The sequence below is a fragment of the Halosolutus sp. YCN4 genome (assembly GCF_059736495.1).
This window is the reverse complement of the sequence record NZ_JCASSM010000003.1, coordinates 527,906-546,472: the sequence shown is the minus strand read 5'-3', so window position 1 is coordinate 546,472 and position 18,567 is coordinate 527,906. Positions and strand designations below refer to the sequence as shown.

Annotated in this window: 23 protein-coding genes; 16 read left to right on the top strand and 7 right to left on the bottom strand. The window is 67.0% G+C overall.

What is annotated here, in order from left to right; all coding sequences use genetic code 11:
* Positions 1-6: 6 nt before the first annotated feature.
* Positions 7-1,089: a tubulin/FtsZ family protein gene (locus tag AC6I6X_RS13210; protein WP_497930987.1), complete on the bottom strand. Its 1,083-nt coding sequence runs from the start codon at positions 1,087-1,089 to the stop codon at positions 7-9.
* A gap of 152 nt (positions 1,090-1,241) precedes the next feature.
* On the opposite strand from AC6I6X_RS13210, the gene AC6I6X_RS13205 reads away from it, so the two are divergent.
* Positions 1,242-1,667, top strand: a complete 426-nt coding sequence (locus tag AC6I6X_RS13205; RefSeq protein ID WP_497930986.1) for a DUF5791 family protein — start codon at positions 1,242-1,244, stop codon at positions 1,665-1,667.
* A gap of 29 nt (positions 1,668-1,696) precedes the next feature.
* Here the strand turns inward: AC6I6X_RS13205 and AC6I6X_RS13200 are convergent, their stop codons facing one another.
* Positions 1,697-1,918 (bottom strand): hypothetical protein, encoded by a 222-nt coding sequence (locus AC6I6X_RS13200; RefSeq protein WP_497930985.1) that lies wholly within the window; start codon positions 1,916-1,918, stop codon positions 1,697-1,699.
* 315 nt (positions 1,919-2,233) lie between these two features.
* On the opposite strand from AC6I6X_RS13200, the gene AC6I6X_RS13195 reads away from it, so the two are divergent.
* The 5 genes from AC6I6X_RS13195 (at position 2,234) to AC6I6X_RS13175 (ending at position 6,199) form a co-directional block, all read left to right on the top strand.
* Complete coding sequence (locus AC6I6X_RS13195) at positions 2,234-2,599, top strand: hypothetical protein (protein ID WP_497930984.1); 366 nt, start codon at positions 2,234-2,236, stop codon at positions 2,597-2,599.
* 49 nt (positions 2,600-2,648) lie between these two features.
* Entirely contained in the window at positions 2,649-3,230 is a 582-nt protein-coding gene (locus AC6I6X_RS13190; protein WP_497930983.1) for a DUF4382 domain-containing protein, read from the top strand.
* Positions 3,231-3,236: 6 nt separating this feature from the next.
* Positions 3,237-3,761, top strand: a complete 525-nt coding sequence (locus AC6I6X_RS13185; RefSeq protein WP_497930982.1) for a hypothetical protein — start codon at positions 3,237-3,239, stop codon at positions 3,759-3,761.
* A gap of 247 nt (positions 3,762-4,008) precedes the next feature.
* The gene (locus AC6I6X_RS13180; RefSeq protein WP_497930981.1) at positions 4,009-4,896 is read left to right on the top strand and encodes an SDR family oxidoreductase; all 888 of its coding nucleotides are present in this window, start codon (positions 4,009-4,011) and stop codon (positions 4,894-4,896) included.
* A gap of 118 nt (positions 4,897-5,014) precedes the next feature.
* On the top strand, positions 5,015-6,199 hold the full coding sequence (locus AC6I6X_RS13175; RefSeq protein ID WP_497930980.1) for a DHH family phosphoesterase: 1,185 nt from the start codon (positions 5,015-5,017) through the stop codon (positions 6,197-6,199).
* Between the two features lie 9 nt (positions 6,200-6,208).
* Here AC6I6X_RS13175 and AC6I6X_RS13170 read toward each other — a convergent pair whose 3' ends face one another.
* Together AC6I6X_RS13170 and AC6I6X_RS13165 are read right to left on the bottom strand one after the other, a co-directional pair.
* Complete coding sequence (locus tag AC6I6X_RS13170; protein ID WP_497930979.1) at positions 6,209-7,225, bottom strand: carbohydrate kinase family protein; 1,017 nt, start codon at positions 7,223-7,225, stop codon at positions 6,209-6,211.
* 117 nt (positions 7,226-7,342) lie between these two features.
* The gene (locus AC6I6X_RS13165; RefSeq protein ID WP_497930978.1) at positions 7,343-7,513 is read right to left on the bottom strand and encodes an HVO_0758 family zinc finger protein; all 171 of its coding nucleotides are present in this window, start codon (positions 7,511-7,513) and stop codon (positions 7,343-7,345) included.
* 179 nt (positions 7,514-7,692) lie between these two features.
* On the opposite strand from AC6I6X_RS13165, the gene AC6I6X_RS13160 reads away from it, so the two are divergent.
* The 7 genes from AC6I6X_RS13160 (at position 7,693) to AC6I6X_RS13130 (ending at position 13,962) form a co-directional block, all read left to right on the top strand.
* Positions 7,693-8,826 (top strand): glycosyltransferase family protein, encoded by a 1,134-nt coding sequence (locus tag AC6I6X_RS13160; RefSeq protein ID WP_497930977.1) that lies wholly within the window; start codon positions 7,693-7,695, stop codon positions 8,824-8,826.
* A 134-nt stretch (positions 8,827-8,960) separates the two neighbouring features.
* Positions 8,961-9,455, top strand: coding sequence for a DUF7109 family protein (locus AC6I6X_RS13155; RefSeq protein WP_497930976.1), 495 nt, complete (start codon positions 8,961-8,963; stop codon positions 9,453-9,455).
* Positions 9,456-9,459: 4 nt separating this feature from the next.
* The gene (locus tag AC6I6X_RS13150) at positions 9,460-10,053 is read left to right on the top strand and encodes an NUDIX hydrolase (RefSeq protein ID WP_497930975.1); all 594 of its coding nucleotides are present in this window, start codon (positions 9,460-9,462) and stop codon (positions 10,051-10,053) included.
* A gap of 288 nt (positions 10,054-10,341) precedes the next feature.
* Positions 10,342-10,767 carry an EamA family transporter gene (locus tag AC6I6X_RS13145; protein WP_497930974.1) on the top strand — a complete coding sequence of 142 codons (426 nt, stop codon included), beginning with the start codon at positions 10,342-10,344 and terminating at the stop codon, positions 10,765-10,767.
* 406 nt (positions 10,768-11,173) lie between these two features.
* Positions 11,174-11,953 carry a DUF7388 family protein gene (locus tag AC6I6X_RS13140; RefSeq protein ID WP_497931293.1) on the top strand — a complete coding sequence of 260 codons (780 nt, stop codon included), beginning with the start codon at positions 11,174-11,176 and terminating at the stop codon, positions 11,951-11,953.
* 66 nt (positions 11,954-12,019) lie between these two features.
* The gene (locus AC6I6X_RS13135) at positions 12,020-12,784 is read left to right on the top strand and encodes a creatininase family protein (RefSeq protein ID WP_497930973.1); all 765 of its coding nucleotides are present in this window, start codon (positions 12,020-12,022) and stop codon (positions 12,782-12,784) included.
* Positions 12,781-13,962 carry an NAD(P)/FAD-dependent oxidoreductase gene (locus AC6I6X_RS13130; protein ID WP_497930972.1) on the top strand — a complete coding sequence of 394 codons (1,182 nt, stop codon included), beginning with the start codon at positions 12,781-12,783 and terminating at the stop codon, positions 13,960-13,962. The genes AC6I6X_RS13135 and AC6I6X_RS13130 overlap by 4 nt, the downstream gene beginning before the upstream one ends.
* A gap of 34 nt (positions 13,963-13,996) precedes the next feature.
* Here AC6I6X_RS13130 and AC6I6X_RS13125 read toward each other — a convergent pair whose 3' ends face one another.
* A complete protein-coding gene (locus AC6I6X_RS13125; RefSeq protein WP_497930971.1) occupies positions 13,997-14,458 on the bottom strand; it encodes an Hsp20/alpha crystallin family protein in 462 nt (153 codons plus the stop codon).
* A 171-nt stretch (positions 14,459-14,629) separates the two neighbouring features.
* Positions 14,630-14,788, bottom strand: coding sequence for a DUF7559 family protein (locus AC6I6X_RS13120; protein WP_497930970.1), 159 nt, complete (start codon positions 14,786-14,788; stop codon positions 14,630-14,632).
* A 188-nt stretch (positions 14,789-14,976) separates the two neighbouring features.
* On the opposite strand from AC6I6X_RS13120, the gene AC6I6X_RS13115 reads away from it, so the two are divergent.
* Both AC6I6X_RS13115 and AC6I6X_RS13110 read left to right on the top strand, forming a co-directional pair.
* Positions 14,977-16,704, top strand: coding sequence for a radical SAM protein (locus AC6I6X_RS13115; RefSeq protein WP_497930969.1), 1,728 nt, complete (start codon positions 14,977-14,979; stop codon positions 16,702-16,704).
* A gap of 251 nt (positions 16,705-16,955) precedes the next feature.
* The gene (locus AC6I6X_RS13110; RefSeq protein ID WP_497930968.1) at positions 16,956-17,360 is read left to right on the top strand and encodes a TRAM domain-containing protein; all 405 of its coding nucleotides are present in this window, start codon (positions 16,956-16,958) and stop codon (positions 17,358-17,360) included.
* Positions 17,361-17,506: 146 nt separating this feature from the next.
* Here the strand turns inward: AC6I6X_RS13110 and AC6I6X_RS13105 are convergent, their stop codons facing one another.
* Positions 17,507-18,178: a YkgJ family cysteine cluster protein gene (locus AC6I6X_RS13105; RefSeq protein WP_497930967.1), complete on the bottom strand. Its 672-nt coding sequence runs from the start codon at positions 18,176-18,178 to the stop codon at positions 17,507-17,509.
* A gap of 111 nt (positions 18,179-18,289) precedes the next feature.
* Here AC6I6X_RS13105 and AC6I6X_RS13100 point away from each other — a divergent pair, with 111 nt between their 5' ends.
* Positions 18,290-18,562, top strand: coding sequence for a hypothetical protein (locus tag AC6I6X_RS13100; RefSeq protein WP_497930966.1), 273 nt, complete (start codon positions 18,290-18,292; stop codon positions 18,560-18,562).
* Positions 18,563-18,567 lie beyond the last annotated feature (5 nt).

Below are 18,567 nucleotides of genomic sequence, written 5' to 3'. Positions count from 1 at the left end.
CCCGATCTAGAACAGGTTCTCGAGTCGATCGTCCGCGAACGCCTCGGCGTGATCGGTGTCGTCGCGCTCCTGGGCGCGTTTCGCCTCCCTGGCGCGCTCCATGAACCGATCGATCCGATCGGAGCGTTCGGCCCCGCCCAGCAGGACGAGCGCGCCGAGTCGATCGCTCTCGAGCGGGAAGTCGCCGCCGCGGACCTGCATGCTCTCGGTCTCCTCCTCGAGCCACTTGCGGGATTTTTCGACGCCCTTGCGGGGAATTCGGTCGGGATCGCCGGCGACGACCAGCAGCGCCGAGTCGGCCGTCGTCGCGTCCGGCAGGCTGGTGCCGGTCAGCAGGGCCTGTCGTGCGACGGTCATCACCGTGTTGATGTTCTCCGCGCTCTCCTCGGCGGCGACCGCGCTGGCGTAGCCGAGCGTCGCCACGCCGCCCGATCGAAGGGTGTTGATCACTTCGCTCGAGTCGACGACGCTTTCGCCGACCCCCTCGACCGCCTCGCCGGAAGCGAACAGCAGGCCGACCCGGCGGGCAATCTTCTCGTTGATCGTCTCGAAGGCACCTTCGACGCTCTCGCCCTGCTCGTGCCAGGCGTCGTTGTCGATCAGGAGCGTCGCGTCGGCCTCGCGGAGGAGCGTCTTCAGCGATCGGCCGGCGTTGGCCTGGTAGAGCGAGCCCTCGTTGCGGCCGGGCAGGACGCCCAGCGCGTAGACGGGGACGTCGTAGACCCGCTGGAGGTGGTGGACGAGAACGGGTGCGCCGCCGCTGCCGGTGCCGCCGCCGAGGCCGGCGACGACGAAAATCGCCTCGGCTTTCGAGGTGACGCGGCCGTCGAGCGCGCCGAGAACCTGCTCGATGTCGGACTGCATGATCTCGGTGCCGAGTTCGTTGTCGCCGCCGACGCCGTGGCCGTTGACGCGATCGGCACCGATCAGTTGCGTATCCGCGAACTCGAGCGATTCGAGGTCCGGTTCCGCGGAGTTGATGGCCAGTGCACCCTGGACGGCACCGTATCCCATGTTCGCGTCGAATCGGGTGAGCTGTTCGGTGACCTTTCCACCGGCCTGTCCAACCCCAATAAGGGCGACTTTCATATTCGCCAATACGTGGGACCCCTGTTGAACGTTTGGGGTTCGTACCCGTCCGGCCAGCCCCCGAGTTTCGGTGGGGAACAGGACACTGGCTCCCGTGGATGGGGCACGGAACAATGGTAATTCACTTGGGCCCGCCCGCACTCACGTTCGGTATGTTCTACGAACAGCGGATGTCCGTCCCGGACTCGCCCGCGGCCCTCCGAGACGAGTACGATCGCGACCTCGCGGCGGTCGTCGCGGAGCACGGTCTCGACGCCGTCGCCGACGAAACCGACGTCGATCGCGACCGGCTCGAAGCGCTGGTCGACGGCGACTCGCCGGCCCTCACGCTCGAGGAGGCCGCCCAGATCCAGTCGCTGGCCGACGGCGAACCCGACGCCGAGACGATCGAAACGATGGCCACCGAGCACCTCTTGCTTGGAATGTCGACCGCGGTGCTCGACGTGGACGCCGTCGAGAGCCGTCTCGAGATCGAGATGGACGCCAAGGAGGTACAACAGAAGATCGAACGGCGCGCGCCGATGTCCTTCGAGGAGTTCGTCCACGTCCAGTACGTGATCGCGGACGGCGCGCCCTGACGCAGCCGTCGGCCTCCGATCGCGTCGGGCTACCGGTAGATGTCGTCTTCTCGCGTCCGGAACTCCCGGAGCGCGAGGCGTGCGCGACGGCGCGAGATGAAGCCGAAGCCGACCGCCGGACACGTCTCGTCCGGACACTCCCAGCGGTAGGTGCCGGTCGACGGATCCCGCCGGACCCTGGTCGCTCGATCGCATCGTGGACAGTCCCAGCCCCACCGGACGTCGCCCGGTTCGCGGTTCGATCGCGACATGTACTCTGTGTCGGGGTTCGCCCCACTCCACGAGTATCTTCTGGTCCGGTTCAACCGGATACCTCGGCGGACGATCGGCATACGTGTCGCTGCTCGGTTCGGGTGAACGGTGGAACGCGGCGAAGTGCGTTCACCTTTCCGAACCGTGACACTAACAACCGAGCCACCAGCAGCGAGTGTCTCGAATCGAGCCAATCCGTCGAAATCGCCCGACTACGGCGATCCGATAAACCGAGACAAACCGGGGAAAACGACGTTGAATCGGAGTCAACAAGTTCAGTGTATATCAGGAACTGTGATAGATGAGCGGATGCAATGAGAACACGACAGCTGATCACGATCGCGGTTGCGGCCCTGCTCCTGTTCGGCGGTGCGGCGGCGCTCGGTGCCGCCAGCCCGGCCGACCAGGCGAACGACAGCGGTACCGACGCGTACGACGACAACCCCCCGGCTGACGACGGCGGAGTTGCCGACGCCGGCGAGGACCGCGCCGACAACGCTGACGGCGTCGGTCCGAGCGACGGGCTGCCCGAGCAGGTGCCCGACCGCGTGAGCGAGATCCACGACAGTATCGAGTCGTTCCTTAGCGGTTCGATCGACAATCTCGGCGAGTCACTGAGCGACCTGCTTGGTGACGGCGAGACCGCAGACGAGAACGCTGACAGAGGCGCCGACGCATAACCGACCGCTCGACTATTTGCGTTTGCGATACATATCAGAATACATACCAATGGACACGAATAATACTGCCATCGATCGACGGACGTATCTCGCGACAACTGGCGCCGTGACGGCAGGGATAGTCGGACTCGCCGGCTGTCTCGGCGGCTCGACCGGCACGCTTGCGACGCAGGTGACTGACCAGCCCGGAGACATCGGGGACTTCGAGTCGTGTGTCGTCACCATCGTCGGAATGTGGCTCGGTCCGGAGGACGCCGAGGCCGGCGACGAAGAGGGTGAAGAGCCCGCCGATCGCGACTACTATGAGTACGACGAGCCACAGAACGCCGATCTCGTCCAGTTACAGGGTGATGCCACTCAGCTCGTCGACGAGCGCGATCTCGAGACGGCTACGTACGAGTTTCTCCAGCTGGACACCGATGGGATCGACGCCACGCTCGAGGACGGTTCCGATGCGACAGTCGAGGTCCCCGGTGAGGCACCACTGACCTTCAACGAGCAGTTCGACATCCGCGAGGACACACGCACGACGTTCACGGCGGACTTCATGCCGGTTGGACGTGGAGAGACGGATAGTTACGTCCTCAAGCCCGTCCCCGAAGGAATCGCCGTCGAGTACCAGGATGGTTAGATCCACATGAATTGGAAACACGTCATGGGGGGTATCCTCGTCGTAGTGCTTCTGTTCATCGGCCTCGGGACGGCCTTTTACCTTGGCGTCGGTCCGGCTCCGGGAAGTGGATCCGGTGACACCATCGACGAATTCCCCACTGGGACGGAGTACGATCAAGAATCGGACGGCGATGCGGATGTCCCGCCGTTCTCGTTCACGCTGCACGAAATCGAGGAGTGCGGGCAGACCTGTCGCGACGTGACGGCGGCCGTAGACAACAACCAGAACGAAACCGCGAGCGAGGTAACCGTATACACCAGAATATTCGCCGGAGAGGACAGTACCGACACGGACGACCTCGTCTGGGAGGGGACGGAAGATGTCGGCACGCTTGAATCCGGCGCATCCCACACGACGACCAAACGCGTCGAACTCACGTTACAAGAGGCCCGCAAGATCGAGCAACACGACGGGTGGATCACGATCGTCACGACTGTCGAATCGGACGAAGAGACTGTCACGTTCACTGACAGCGAACAGGTGTCGTAACGTCCGATGCGAGGAATCTCGACGGTGCCGTTCGATCGGAAGCGGTCCTCTGTGACGGCGAGACGGTGGGTTGTGTAGTCAAGTGACGCGATTCACGCCCGCCCCAAAGGGCGGGATTCTCTCGCTGTTTTAAGATAGTAGCCACTGAAAGTCGCTGCACACCTGATCGCACGAAAAAGCCACGAAAACGCGCCGAAAAACGAGCCGCGAGCGGTGTGGTTATGACGATCCACACACGAAATCCGGTATGAACGTCGCAATTCTCGGCTGTGGGTACGTCGGGCTGGAGCTCGGCCGACAGCTCACCGATCGGGGCCACGAAGTCGTCGGCGTCCGCCGGTCGGCCGAGGGCGTCGAGGAAATCGGAAACGCGGGCTTCGAGGGGATTCGGGCGGACGTCACCGACCCGGACGACCTCGCGGGGGTTCCGGACGTCGACGCGATCGTCTTCGCCGCCAGCAGCGGCGGCCGCGGTGCCGAGGCGGCCCGCGAGGTGTACGTCGATGGACTGGAGACGGCGATCGAGGGCTTCGGCGAGCGCGACGGCCCGCCGGAACGGCTGGTTTACACCTCCTCGACGGGGGTCCACGGCGACCACGACGGGGACTGGGTCGACGAGGAGACGCCGATCGAGCCGACCACCGACAAGACCGCGGTACTCGCCGAGGCCGAGCGGATCGCGCTCGAACGACCCCCGGAGTACGGGTTCGACGGCACCGTGGCGCGCTACGCCGGCCTCTACGGTCCCGATCGGTACCGCCTCGATCGCTACCTCGAGGGGCCGGTCACAGAAGGGTACCTGAACATGGTTCACCGGGACGACGCCGCCGGCGCGGTTCGCTACCTGCTCGAAGAGAACCTCGCTCGCGGCGAGGTCGTCCAGGTCGTCGACGACGAACCCGTCGACAAGTGGGACTTCGCGGACTGGCTGGCCGACGAGTGCGGAACCGATCGGCCGCCGAAGCGAACCAAAGAGGAGCGACTCGAGGCCGACGACCTCTCGGAAGCCGCGCGGCGACGGCTCCTGACCAGCAAGCGCTGTGCCAACGAGAAACTTCGCAACCTCGGCTACGAGTTCGCGTACCCGACGTTTCGCGAGGGGTACCGCGACGCGATCGAGACCTACCGCGAGTGATCGTCCGCAGATCGTCCGAACGAGCTGCTGAGATGGCTGATAACTGCGATCCGTCGTAGCCGATCGGAACACCGTTCTTAAGGGGAAATTTCATGGGGGTTCAATTTGATTGTCCGATATGGGTTCCCGGAGCGTCCCCCCGAGTGCCGCGTCCGGGGCGGACGTGTTGGTAATCGAGTCAGTCTCCGACTGGGCACAGTCGCTCGATCCGCTAGTTCTCTCGTTGCTCGTCCTCGCCGTGGTCGGACTCGGACTCGGCGGCTGGTGGGTCGTCCGCTGGTTCCGCCGTCCGCCGGGCGTTCGGCTCCAGCGGGTACTCGACTCCCACGACGACGTGGCGATCCTGATGCACCCCAATCCGGACCCGGACGCGATGTCGTGTGCGATGGGCGTCGCCGCGATCGCGGAGACGGTCGACACCGACACGACGCTGCAGTTCCCCGGCGAGATCCGCCACCAGGAGAACCGTGCGTTCCGGACCGTTCTCGACCTCGACCTGGAGCGGGTCGAGTCGGGATCGGGTCTAGCCGCCGACGCGGTCGTCCTGGTCGATCACAACACGCCGCGCGGGTTCACGGGCGCGCAGATGATCGAACCGATCGCCGTGGTCGACCACCATCCGGGCAACGGTGCCGGGACGGAGTTTACGGACGTCCGAACCGAGTACGGCGCGGCGTCGACGATCCTCGTCGAGTACGTCGAGGAGATCGGCGGGACGGCGGACGACGAGGAGGACGGCCCGCCGATCCCGCCGGAACTCGCGACGGGCCTGCTCTACGGCATCCAGTCCGACACGAACCACCTGACCAACGGCTGTTCGCGGGCCGAGTTCGAGGCCGCCGCGTACCTCTACGACGCCATCGACGAGGACCTGCTCGAACGGATCGCCAACCCGCAGGTCAGCGACGACGTCCTGCAGATCAAGGCGAGGGCGATCACCGAGAAACGCGTCGAGGGGCCGTTCGCGATCTGCGACGTCGGCGAAATCGGCAACGTCGACGCGATTCCCCAGGCGGCGGACGAACTCATGCACCTCGAGGGGGTGACGGCCGTGGTCGTCTACGGCGAGCACGACGGGACCCTCCATCTCTCCGGCCGATCGCGGGACGACCGGGTGCACATGGGCGAGACGCTCCGCCACGCCGTCAGCGACATTCCGATGGCCAACGCGGGCGGGCACGCCCGCATGGGCGGCGGGCAGATCTCGATCGATCACATGGAGGGGATCGGCCCCTCCGACGGGATCAGCAAACCGGAGTTCGAGGAACGTATCTTCTCGGCGCTGTCGGGCGAGCGAGCGTAGCGATCGTTCTCACGGGTGGTCTCGCAACCGCGCGTCCAGCGCTTCGACGTCGGCGGTCTCGCCGGTCGCGACGAACGCGGCTGCACACGCGTTCCCGAGAGCCAGCGCGGCCTCCCACGGCCACTCTCGCGCCAGCGCGCAGGCGAGCGCACCGGAGAAACGGTCCCCCGCGCCGAGCGTGAGCGCCGGGTCGCGAGTCTCGAGCATCGCGACAGAAATCGCACCCGTCCGCGTGGCCGCGACCGCGTCGTCCGCGCCGTGGTAGACGACGGCGGTGATCCCGAGCGCGGACCGCACCGCTTCGGCGTGGTCGGTCGTCGGCTCGCCGGGGACACCGGCGACGGCCGCGACGGTCTCGTACTCGGTCCGGTTGACGCTCAGGACGACGTCGATCGAGTCGTCGGCGCGAGCCAGCGCGTCGAGCAGGGTCTCGAGGTCGGCGTCCGCGACCAGTTCGATCGCGCCGGGGTCGACCACGACGGGCACGCCGTCGGCGCTCGCGGCCAGTCGATGGAGAACGCCCGTGAGACCGCGATAGATGGCCCAGTTCGCACAGCAGAGGGCGTCCGCGGTGGCGACCCGGTCCCAGTCGACGACCGCGGTGAGGTCGTCGACGGTCCAGTCGGGCGGCTGACTCGATCGTTCCGGGAAGAGGACCTCCTCGCCGTCGAACGCGAAGACGCGGATCGTTGCGGGCGCCCCCATCGAGTGGGTCTCGAAGGGCAGAGCCGCGAGCACTTCGTCATCGAGGTGACCGACGACCGTCGCGTCGTCGCCCAGCGCGTGGCCCTGCGTCGCGGCGTTGACCGCCTGCCCGCCGGGGCGGACGTCGACCAGTTCGATCGGGAACGTCTCGCCGTCGCCCGCACGGAGGTGGCGGCCGAGCGCCGCGGACGATTCGATCCGATCGCCGGCCGCTCCCGACACTCGGTAGCAGTAGTCGACGCTGCCGTCGGGGAGCGTGACGATCCGCTTCGACTCGTCGGCGAGCGACGGGAGTCGATCGCGCAGGACTGCGTAGCTCACGCCCGACACTGCGACGCTGGAGCGTAAAAGGGTGTACCCGGCTCTGCCGGATCGTCGCGGGTGCGAGCGGCTTCCGGGACCGGCCACACCGGACCGGTTCGACGATGCCGGTCCGCCTCAGCGGATCTCCTTCCACTCCGCTGCGCAGTCGGGACAGATCCGGACCGTCTTGATCTCGTCCGGATCGTTCTCGGTCTTCAGGGGCTTCTCGCACTCGCAACAGACGAGTCGATCGTACGTGTCCTTCTCGAGTTCGCCGTCACGGAGTGCCTTCCGGACTGATTTCATATTGCCGACGTACGCAGGTAGGGGAGAAAAAGACCGGGGCTTTCCCGAAGGTCGAGGCGGGGCCGTCCCGTCGGCCGTGCGTCGACCGATCCGGGGGTGACGCCGATCGACGCTGGCGCGAGCGAACACCGTTCGCCGGAGTCGTGGCCGTTTTACCGGTTCGGCCGAATACCCTACCGATGGAGTACGTCCAGGAGCGGATCGCGACGCTCCACGATTTCGGCGCGGCAGGGAGCGTCGCGACGGGTGACGCGCTCGCGGGGGCCGTCCGGGACGCGGCGGTCGTCGTCCCGATGACCGATCGCGAACTCGAGAGTTCGGCCGCCGCGCGCGTGCTCGGCGAACTCGAACGCCTCGATCCCGCCGCCGTGATCGTTCCCGTCCGCTCCGCTCTCGATCGGATCGGCCCCTTCCGCGAGTGGCTCGCGTCCTTCGGGCTCCCGATCGAGATGCTGTGGTGCAACGCGCCCGCGGTCGATACCCTCCTGGACGAGGCCGGACTGGCGGGCGAGTTCGGGAAGGGCCGGGACGTCTGGCTCGCGCTCGGCCCCGCGGCCGAGGTCGGCGAGTACGTGGTCGTCCACGACGCCGACGCCCGCAGCTACGAAGCCGAGCACGTCCGCCGCCTGCTCGCGCCCCTGGCGATGGACGTCGCCTTCTCGAAGGGGTACTACGCGCGCGTCGAGGAGGGCAGGCTCTACGGCCGACTCTTCCGCCTGTTCTACGAACCCCTGCTCCGGACGCTCTCCGGGGCCCACGATGGGGCGATCCTCGACTATCTCGGCTCGTTCCGCTACGCGCTCGCCGGCGAGTTCGCGGCCACCGCCGACCTCGCCCGCCGCCTCCGATCGCCCCGCACGTGGGGACTGGAGGTCGGCACGCTCGGCGACGCGTTCGCCCACGCCGGCTTCGCGGGTACCGCGCAGGTCGACCTCGGCCGCCACGTCCACGACCACCGCGCGGTCGCCGGCGAGGCCGGTCTGGAGGGAATGAGCCGCGACGTCGCGACCACCCTCCTGCGGGTGATCGAGGAACACGGGGTCGCGCCCGACTACGACACCCTCCCCGATCGGTACCGGAGCGTCGGCGAGCGACTGATCGATCAGTACGCCGCCGACGCGGCGTTCAACGGCCTCTCGTACGATCGAGCCGGCGAACGGGATCAACTGGCCCGCTACGCCGAGTCGATCGTCCCGCCGGGTCCCGATCGACGACTGCCGTCGTGGCGCGAGGCCCCCTTCGCGCCGGGGGACGTTCGCGCGGCGGCGCAACCGTGGGTCGGCGGCCGAATCGGCTCCAGCGCGGACGACTGAGACGGTCTGCTGTACCGAGTTCCCCGCGCAACCGCGACCGTCCTGGGTCGCACCGGCACTGACGGACGGGGGTCCGTACGGCGCCGGGCGACGCGCTCACAGTCTTTATCAAATCACCACCCGTTGTGCCTCCTATGGACGCCACCGCCGACGAACTCGCCGGCGTGGTCGACCTTTTCGGCGGGTTGACCCGCGCGGAACTCGAACGCGCACTCTCGGAGGCCGCCTTCCGGGCCGACGGCCAGTCCGTCGACGAGACCGCCCTCGCGGACGCGATCGAGCGGTCCCTCGAGACGTTCGCCCTCGTCCGGTACGAGCGGGATGGCACCGACGGTGCCGGCGACGAGGACGCCGGGCCGCTACTGGTCGCGGGACCGACGGCGTTTCCGACGGTTCCGGAGCACGCCGAGGACGTCCCCCACATCCTCGACGTCGAGCCGCGACGGCTCGACCGCGAGGCCCTCGGGGACCGGACGCGCGAGCGGTTCGCCGCCGCGGTCGATCGAGCGATCGAAGCGGGCGACGACGACCGGATCGATCACCTGATCGACGTCAGCTACGATCTCGAAGCGTGGGCCCCGATCGACGTGGCCGACGACCGACGGCGGCTAGAGGCGGCCCGCGAGTGATCGCATGCCAGGACCGACACTGACCCTCGACCCGATCGCGAGCCACGAGCCGCGAGAGATCGACGACCAGGAGTACGACGCGGCCGTCCTCGCGCCGATCATCGAGCGCGACGGCGAACATCACCTGCTGTTCACCCGCCGGGCCGACCACCTCGGCGAGCACCCCGGGCAGATGAGTTTCCCCGGCGGCGGTGCCGAACCCGTCGACGAGACGATCCTCGACACGGCGCTCCGGGAGGCCAACGAGGAGATCGGACTCGAGGCCGCCGAGGCGGAGGTCGTCGGCCAGCTAGACGACATCCGGACGATCACGGAGTACGCCGTGACGCCGTTCGTGGCCCGCGTTCCGGACCGGGAGTACGTCCGTGACGATCGGGAAGTCGCCGAGATCGTCGTCCTGCCGCTCTCGGGCCTGCTCGATCCGGACAACTACGAGTACGAGCGCCGGGACCACCCCTACTACGGCGACATCGTCATCCACTACTTCCACGTCGACGGCTACACCGTCTGGGGTGCGACCGGCCGCATCCTCGTCCAGTTGCTCGAACTGGCGACCGACTTCGAAGCGCCGGAACGGGTCGATCGATCGACGTTGTAATCGACCGGCGCTGTCGAAATCCATAGCGATCGACGGAAGATTCGTGCCGAATACAGGGGATACGTTCAGTACGACGACGTCGTTTGGTTCACGCCGAACCCGGTGAACCACCCGCTCACTACACGTGCGAACTGAACGGGGGAGTCTTTAGCAGTTACCGATGATGGTTGTCGAGTCGTGCTGCATATACAGCGCACTAGCGCGCTCCGTTCTCGAACAGAGGCTGTTTAACAACCACAGATAATGAAGGGGGAGGTGTTTCTCAGTGGCGATGGAGATCACGCACTGATGGGTTTCCCCGAGATAGATTCGGCCGTTTTCTTCGGTTCGATTACGATGGTAACGTGGGGAATCTGGGTCGTCCTGGGCAACGCTGCGTCGGAGTCCATCGACCCGAGGACGGCCGCCGCGATCTCCTATCTCGTCGCGGGACCCCTCGCACTCGGATTCATCCTCGTTTCAGACGCATCGCTCGCCATTACTGCGAGAGGAGGACTGCTCGCTGGCACGGCCGGATTGTTCACCGGAATCGGCCTTATTTCGATGTACGTCGGCCTCTCCGGAGGGTCAACGACGATCGTCTCTACCCTCGGTGCGATGTACTTCGTCATCGCGGCCCTCATCGGTATGGTCGTCCTCGGAGACGAAGTTACGATAACGAGACTTGCCGGGATAGCGTTCGCAGTTATTGGGGTCGTCCTGGTTACCCAATAGTTGACCTCCTCCACGGCCTAAAGACCGTGGAATCCCGCCACCGGATTTCGGGTCGGGATACCGGTCCTTCGAGGTTTCAAGACGCATACGTTCCACTCGTCGCCGGGCGGGTTTCGCCCTCTGAGTGGCTGTCTTGTGGCCCGGTCAATGAGGTCGTTCGAAAATCGAAGATTTTCGTGATCACGAGAGACGAAGTCTCTCGAACGACCCCATCCGTGGCCGAGTCATCGCCAGCCGCCTTCTGACCGGAATCCCGGTCTCGATATCCCCCGTCGAGTGCTGCACGGAACGTCACCCTTTTGCGCACTGGCCTCTCAGCAGGCCTATGGTCGCACAGACGATGGATCGAGTTCCGCACCGACTGTGAACGCTTGCAGTTACTCGTTCTGAGTGGTGAGTATCGATGTTGACAGCCTCGAGTACCGTCGCCCGCGTCGGACTGGACGCGATCGCGCTCAAGCCGACCGAGTGTGACGTCTCGGCGGCCGCGTCGCTCCCGGTCGAGACGATCGCGGTCGACTACGAGGGCCGCGAACACCTGCCGGACCCGGACGTGCTCGAGACGCTCGCCGCCGAGGCCGAGGTCCGGGTCACGACGCCGGTCCGGGCCGACGGCTTCGACCCGCTCGGCGACGCGTCGCTGGTCGCGGACTTTCCCGACTCGATCGGGCGCGTGCTGGTTGCCGGCCACCCGGCCTACCTCACCGACGCGGAGCGATCGCGGGCGGTCGCGCCGCGCCTCGGACGCGCGCTCGAGGCCGACCCGGACGCGTGGGTTGGCACCGAGAGCGTCGAACGGATCGCGATGGCGACCGGCGGGACCCAGTACGACCTCCTCTCCCGGACGACCGATCGGGAACTCCGGGCGCTCCGGGCGGCCGGCTTCGACGGGGACATCGCGGTCTACGCGCCGACGGTGCTGACCGACGACGAGGACGCCGTCCTCGACGCCGTCGGGGACTACGTCGCGCGACGGCAGTCGGTCGCGGCCGCACTCCCCGACGGTGCGCCGACCGACGCGAACGCGACCGGTCGCGCGCGTGAAATCCTGTCGAAGGCGGCCCGGGACTACGCGCTGGTGGGGACCGAAGCCGCGGTCCGCGAGCGGACGGACGCGCTTCGTGAGGCTGGAGCGACGACGATCGTCGGCTATCCGGCGCGCGGACTCGACTCGCTTCGGTCCTGACCCCGGCGTATCGAATTCGATCGCCAGTCCCGTGCACATAAGAGCCTCCGGCATCCACAGGAGGGCATGACACTGCTCGCCGAACGCACGACGGCGACGGCCGCTGACGCACTGGGGGCGGCCGACGTCGGCGTGCTCCCCGTCGGCAGTACCGAACAGCACGGGCCAGCGCTGGCGCTCGGGATGGATCACCTGGCCGCGGAGGCGTTCGCCCGATCGGCGACCGATCGCGAGGACAGCGTCGTCCTCCCCACGATCCCCGTGGGCGTCAGCGCCCACCACCGCCAGTTCGACGGGACGCTGTACGTCTCCCCGGAGGCGTTCGAGCGCTACGTCACGGAGACGATCGCGAGCCTCGCCGAGCACGGCGTCCGGAAGGTCGTGGTCGTCAACGGTCACGGCGGGAACACGGGCGCGTTGCGCCGGGCCGCGCGAACCCTGCGCGACGATCGGACGGCCTTCGCGCCGCCGTGGAACTGGTGGGACAGCGTCGAGGACGTCGCCGACGACCTGTTCGACGAGGCGGGCGGCCACGCGGACGCGATGGAATCGAGCCTGCTCTGGCACCTGCACGAGGACCTCGTCGATGCGGACGAACTCGCGGCCGCCGAGGAGGGAGCGAGCGACGGCTGGGGCGAGTCCGTCCACGGGGCCGCGGTCGGCTTCGACACGATCGACTTCTCCGAGAGCGGCGCGGTCGGTCGTCCGACGCAGGCCGACCCCGAGAAGGGGGCACAGGTGTTCGAGGCCGCTCGCGACCAGTTGCACGCGTTGCTCGACTGGCTCGCGGCCCGACCGATCGACGACTGCTGGCCGCGTGATCACGAATGACCGACGACCAACCCGAACTCGCGGTCGGTGCGGACGCGTTCACGCAGGCGGGGGCCGGACTCGAGGTGGCCGTCGTCGGCGGCGGTGCCGTCGGCGCGACGGCGGCCTACGACCTCGCGCGCGAGGGGACGGACGTCACGCTGTACGATCGCGGTCCGATCGCGAGCGGCGCGAGCGGCCGGGCGGCGGGCGTCTGTTACGACGCCTTCGCCGACCCGCTCGACGCCGAAATCGCGAGCGACGCGATCGAGCGCTTCCGCGCCCTCTCGGGTGACGACACCTTCCCGTTCGCCGAGTGTCCCTACGTCTGGCTGGCCCGCGAGGGCGACACCGAGCGGGCCGACGCGATCCGCGAGCAGGTCCGTCTGATGCAAGCCCAGGGCGTCGTCGCGCTGGAGGCCGGGCCGGACGACCTCGCCGAGCGATTTCCTGCGATCGAGACCGACGACATCGAGGTCGCCGGAATCGCGGGCGCGGCGGGCTACACGGACCCCGCGGCGTACACGGCGTGTCTCGCCGCCGCGGCGAACGGGGCCGGTGCGGCGCTCGAGACCGAGACGCCGGTCACGGTTCGATCCGATCCGCCCCGTGTCGTTCGCGAGGACGATTCCGTCCACGAGGTCGACGCCGTGCTCGTGACCGCCGGCGCGCGATCGAAGTCACTGCTCGCCGACGCGGGCTACGCCATCGCGATGAAACCCTACCGCGTCCAGGCGCTGGTCGCCGACGCCGACGTTCCGGAGCCGATGGTGTTCGACGCGACCGAGGACTTTTACTTGCGGCCCCACCCCGACGGCCTGCTCGCCGGCGACGGGACGGAGCGGGTCGAGGCCGACCCCGACGCCTACGATCGCGACGCGAATCCGGGCTTTGCGGACGCGCTCGCCGATCGCGTCGCGGGACGGCTTTCCGACGTCGCGATCGAGGTCGATCGATCGTGGGCGGGGCTCTGCACCGCGACGCCGGACCGCGATCCGCTGGTCGGCGAACTCGACGATGGACTGTACGTCGCGACCGGGTTCCAGGGCCACGGCTTCATGCGCGCGCCGGCGATCGGCGAACGGATCGCGAGCGAGATCCTCGGCGGGGACGGGATCGATCGCTTCGACCCGACGCGGTTCGACGGCGACGAGTCGTTCGAAATCGAAGCGGGAATGACGATCGAGTCGGACGAATAACGTCCGCTCGTCGACTGACGGGGTCGACTCGCCGTTAGTCGTCGACGGTGACTTCCGTCGTCCCGGAGTCGGCGTCGTCGGTCGTCGCTGTGGCGGCACCGGTATCGTCGGCGTCGATCGCCGATCGCTTCGGAATCTCGATGCTGAGGGTGCCGGTTTCGGAGAGTCGGGCGGTACCGGCGTCGGGGTCGACGACCGCGTCGTCGGGCAACTCGGCCTCGCCGTCGAGGGCCATCCCGCGGCCGGGGAACCGCATCTCGTAGCCCTCGTGGAACTGGCGGAACCGATCGATCCGGGTTCGGACGGTGCCCGAGAGGTACCGGACCTGGACGTCGTCGGGTTCGGCACCGGGGGCGTCGAAGACGACGAGGTAGGTGGTCTCGTTTTCGAGGACGTCGACGGGGAGCGAGCGCTGATTCTGGAGGTGGGCGTTCGCGCGGCCGATCTGCCGGTAGATCGCGTTCCCGACGGACGACCCGAGGTCTTTGAGACTCACGGTACATCACCCATCGGACGCGGCGTGTCGCTGGCGGGGACCTGGCCAGGATGCTGGCGGAGCGGAAGAGACATGTCCGGATGAACCGTTACGATCGGCACGTTCTTATTGCTTTTGGCAATTGAAAAAGAAACGTCTGACGAGTGGAACGCCGATATCGTGCCCGTCCCGTCATAGCTCGACGGGTTCCAGGCAGTCGGTTCCGCCACACACCGGACAGGAGAGGTCGGACACCTCGAGGTCGTCCGGCACGTCGTAGGTGTAGTGGTTCTCGAACAGGTCCAGAAAGCAGTCCTCGGCGGTACAGACGATTTCCTCGGTCGGTGGCATGTCCGTTGCTAGCGGTAGCAGACTCATTAACGCGGTGGTAGCGGCACGCGCCGACGCGATCGGTCAACCGCGCCCGTCCCGTTCTTCCGTCCGGCCTGGTCGCTCTCCCGCGCGATCCGAAACGGCTCCGATCGATCGCCGTCCCGCGTGTAGTCACCGTTTTACCACTCGAGGCGCTACGCGGGGACATGACCGACCCCGAACGCCTCTCCGTGACGATCGTCGACGGCTACGTCGACGAACCCGCACACTTCGGGGTGCCGCCGTACATCTCGACCTACCCGCGGTACGTGGCGGGTGCGCTCGTCGACGCGGGCGTCCCCCGCGAGGGGATCACGTACCACACGATCGACGGCCTGCGCGACGACCCCGATCGGTGGCGCGACGTCGACGAGGCCGACCTCATGATCTACCTGGGCGGGATGACCGTGCCGGGCAAGTACGTCGGCGGTACTCCCGCAGAGCCGGACGAAGTACGAAAGCTCGCGTGGACGGCGAACGGGACGAGCCTGATGGGCGGTCCCGTCAAGTTCGGCGTCGGCGACGAGAACGCCGGCGCGACCGAGACCGAACGCCAGGACCTGGACTTCGACTTCGTCGCCAAGGGCGACGTCGAGGCCGCCGTCTTCGACCTCGTCGAGAGCGGACTCGAGGGGTTCAACAACCGGATGCGCGACGTCGACGAGGTGTCGCGATGGGCCCGGGACGGCGCCTTCATCGTCGAACATCATCCCAATCATCCCGACCACCTCATCGCCGAACTCGAGACCTCCCGGGGCTGTGCGTATCGCTGCTCGTTCTGCACCGAACCCCTCTACGGCACCCCCTCGTTTCGGCCGCCGCCGACCGTCGTGGGCGAGGTGGACGCCCTCTCGGACCACGGCGTCAAACACTTCCGGATCGGCCGGCAGGCCGATATCCTGGCCTACGGCGGCGACGGCGAAGCGCCGAACCCGGACGCCCTCCGGCAGCTCTACGGCGGCATCCGCGATGTCGCACCGGACCTCGAGACGCTCCATCTGGACAACATGAACCCCATCACGATCGTCAACTGGCCCGAGGAGAGCCGGGAGGGGATCAGGATCATCGCCGAGCACAACACGCCCGGCGACACGGCCGCGTTCGGGCTCGAGTCAGCCGATCCGATCGTCCAGGCGGAGAACAACCTGAACGTCACCGCCGAGGAGTGCTTCGAGGCAGTCCGGATCGTCAACGAGGAAGCGGGCTGGCGACCCGGCGAGGATCCCGCCGACGCGCCCACGTTCGGTCCGGACGCCCCGCGACGGCTCCCGAAACTTCTGCCGGGGATCAACCTCCTGCACGGCCTCAAGGGTGAACGCGAGGAGACCTACGAGCGCAACCGCGAGTTCCTCCAGCGCGTCTACGACGAGGGGTACATGCTCCGCCGGATCAACATCCGGCAGGTGATGGCCTTCGACGGCACCGACATGAGCGAGACGGGGGCCCAGATCGCCAACGAGCACAAACAGCTGTTCAAGCGCTACAAGACCCAGATCCGCGAGGAAATCGACCAGCCGATGCTCGAACGGGTCGCCCCGCCCGGAACGGTCCTCCCCGACGTCCACCTCGAGTACCACCAGGACGGGCGGACCTTCGGCCGCCAGCTGGGAACCTATCCGCTGCTGGTCGGCATACCCGGCGAGCGTGATCTCGAACGCACCATCGACGTCGCGGTCGTCGATCACGGCTACCGATCGGTCACCGCCGTCCCCTACCCGCTCGATCTCAACGCCGCCTCGATGGACGAACTCACCGCCATCCCCGGCGTCGGCGACAGCACCGCCGGCGACATCGTCGTCAACCGTCCCTACGAGTCCGTTCTCGAGGCCGACCTCGGCACGGAGTTCGATCTCACGCAGTTCGTGACGACCCGTCCGATCGAGCGCGCGGAGTGAGTGTGCCGATCGAGCACGGGTCGGGCGCGGTTCGTACCGTGCACTGACAGGCCTGTCCGACGCCGATCCGGAACCCCGCCGATCGCGCGCGGACTCGATCGATCACGTGCTGAATCTGTCGTTTGTGAGGCAATAATTGCGGTCGAGTGACCTAATCCGTCGCTACGTGCGGCTATTTGCCGTGGAATGACGACAATCGGTCGGTAGTTCTATTATGGAGGGGCCGCAGAGTGAACATCGAGGGTCTACCTGTGGAAATATCTGAAAAACTGCTGTGTCTGTTCAGTACGGAGGTCTCGGCGGAGGACGATCGGTACGTCATCGAGGTACCGCGTCAGGAAGTCGAAACTGGGGACATCGATCCGGGGGAGGTGTACCGCGTGGCGCTCATCTCGCGGGACGAATCGACCGACGACGGATCGGCGACGACCCAGACCGAAACCGCACCGTCTGAGCCACAGCCACCAGTCGACGTCGGCGAAACGCGGTACGTTGAGATCGAAGACATCGGCAAGCAGGGCGACGGCATCGCGCGCGTCGAACGGGGATACGTCATCATCGTTCCCGGCGCAGACGTCGGCGAGCGCGTCAAGATCGAAGTCACCGAGGTCAAGTCGAACTTCGCCGTCGGCGAGATCATCGAGGAAACGTTCTAAAAACGAACTTTTTTGACCGGGTCCTCGCGCGGCCGCGGGCCGCGCTCGAACACCGGCCAAAAAACTTCGATGAAAAAAGGCCGACTGCGCCTCAGGCGCAGTCGGAGAAACGGCGCGCACAGCGCGCCGTACGCTTGATTCTCGCTTCACTCCTCGATCGGCGTCCCGTCCGCTCGCTTCGCCCCTTCGGAGTCGTGGACGACGACCTCGCCGGGCCCCGGATCCGCAGGTTCGTAGTTGTCGCGGACCGCGATCGCTTCTTCGAGTTCTCTGACCGCCCGTTCTTTCAGGGCGACGGCGAGGTCCTCGGCGTCCTCGCGGGAAATGTCACGGCCCAGCCCTTCGCACTCGTGGGCGCGGACGACGCCCCTCTCGTCGACCGCCTCGCCCATCGGCTGGCTGGTTCCAGCTACGGCGACGCTGAAGGGGTACGTGCGACAGATCAAGGGTCGATCGTCGTGCGCGCGGCAGGCCCCGGTTCCGTCGTCGTCCTCCGCGTAGAAGACGCAGTCGCCGCAGTCAGCGGTCTGGAGCGCCCACTCGAAGGTTTCCCCCTCGAGGTCGCCGTCCCGGTCCTCGAGGCCGTAGGGCATCGGCCGCGCGACGTCGCGCCAATCGTACTCGCCGTCGTATTCGTCACTCGCCGCGAGAGCCCGAACCTCGTCCGGAAACACGGTCGCCGTGTGGTCGTCCTCGTCGTCACCCTTGCAACAGGCCCCACAGCGGGTACACTCGAAGCCGATCGACTCGACGGCGTCGGCGAGATCGTCGACTGTGAGCGCGCGGGCCGCCTCGAGTTCGGCTTCGAGCGATTGCACGCCTGATCCTACGCGCCGATGCGGAAAAACCAGTCGCTACCGAAGCGGTCGGTCCCGCCCGTACCGGGTCGGGGGAACACGCTTACGCCCGATCGTGTCCTATAATACCTAATGACATCTCTCAACGACGAGATGGCCAACGCACAGTCGCAGGTCGCCGAGGTCAGGGACCATCTCAGACAAGAGATACCGGACCTGTTCGAATTCGACGTCATCGTCGGCGGCATCGAGTACAACGCGAACAACAACACCGTCACGATCACGGTCGAGCCGAGCGCCGACGCGCGAGAACAACTCTCCGACCGGTTCGGCGGCGTCAAGGTGAAAATCGAGGACGAGTTGACGTTCCAGTTCCAGCTCACCTCGCCCGATCGGGTCGAGTAACGAAC

Coding starts and splice junctions, on each gene's coding strand:
- AC6I6X_RS13210 (WP_497930987.1), bottom strand. CDS start 1,089: ATGAAAGTCGCCCTTATTGGGGTTGGACAGGCCGGTGGAAAGGTCACC.
- AC6I6X_RS13205 (WP_497930986.1), top strand. CDS start 1,242: ATGTTCTACGAACAGCGGATGTCCGTCCCGGACTCGCCCGCGGCCCTC.
- AC6I6X_RS13200 (WP_497930985.1), bottom strand. CDS start 1,918: ATGTCGCGATCGAACCGCGAACCGGGCGACGTCCGGTGGGGCTGGGAC.
- AC6I6X_RS13195 (WP_497930984.1), top strand. CDS start 2,234: ATGAGAACACGACAGCTGATCACGATCGCGGTTGCGGCCCTGCTCCTG.
- AC6I6X_RS13190 (WP_497930983.1), top strand. CDS start 2,649: ATGGACACGAATAATACTGCCATCGATCGACGGACGTATCTCGCGACA.
- AC6I6X_RS13185 (WP_497930982.1), top strand. CDS start 3,237: ATGAATTGGAAACACGTCATGGGGGGTATCCTCGTCGTAGTGCTTCTG.
- AC6I6X_RS13180 (WP_497930981.1), top strand. CDS start 4,009: ATGAACGTCGCAATTCTCGGCTGTGGGTACGTCGGGCTGGAGCTCGGC.
- AC6I6X_RS13175 (WP_497930980.1), top strand. CDS start 5,015: ATGGGTTCCCGGAGCGTCCCCCCGAGTGCCGCGTCCGGGGCGGACGTG.
- AC6I6X_RS13165 (WP_497930978.1), bottom strand. CDS start 7,513: ATGAAATCAGTCCGGAAGGCACTCCGTGACGGCGAACTCGAGAAGGAC.
- AC6I6X_RS13160 (WP_497930977.1), top strand. CDS start 7,693: ATGGAGTACGTCCAGGAGCGGATCGCGACGCTCCACGATTTCGGCGCG.
- AC6I6X_RS13155 (WP_497930976.1), top strand. CDS start 8,961: ATGGACGCCACCGCCGACGAACTCGCCGGCGTGGTCGACCTTTTCGGC.
- AC6I6X_RS13150 (WP_497930975.1), top strand. CDS start 9,460: ATGCCAGGACCGACACTGACCCTCGACCCGATCGCGAGCCACGAGCCG.
- AC6I6X_RS13145 (WP_497930974.1), top strand. CDS start 10,342: ATGGGTTTCCCCGAGATAGATTCGGCCGTTTTCTTCGGTTCGATTACG.
- AC6I6X_RS13135 (WP_497930973.1), top strand. CDS start 12,020: ATGACACTGCTCGCCGAACGCACGACGGCGACGGCCGCTGACGCACTG.
- AC6I6X_RS13130 (WP_497930972.1), top strand. CDS start 12,781: ATGACCGACGACCAACCCGAACTCGCGGTCGGTGCGGACGCGTTCACG.
- AC6I6X_RS13120 (WP_497930970.1), bottom strand. CDS start 14,788: ATGCCACCGACCGAGGAAATCGTCTGTACCGCCGAGGACTGCTTTCTG.
- AC6I6X_RS13115 (WP_497930969.1), top strand. CDS start 14,977: ATGACCGACCCCGAACGCCTCTCCGTGACGATCGTCGACGGCTACGTC.
- AC6I6X_RS13100 (WP_497930966.1), top strand. CDS start 18,290: ATGACATCTCTCAACGACGAGATGGCCAACGCACAGTCGCAGGTCGCC.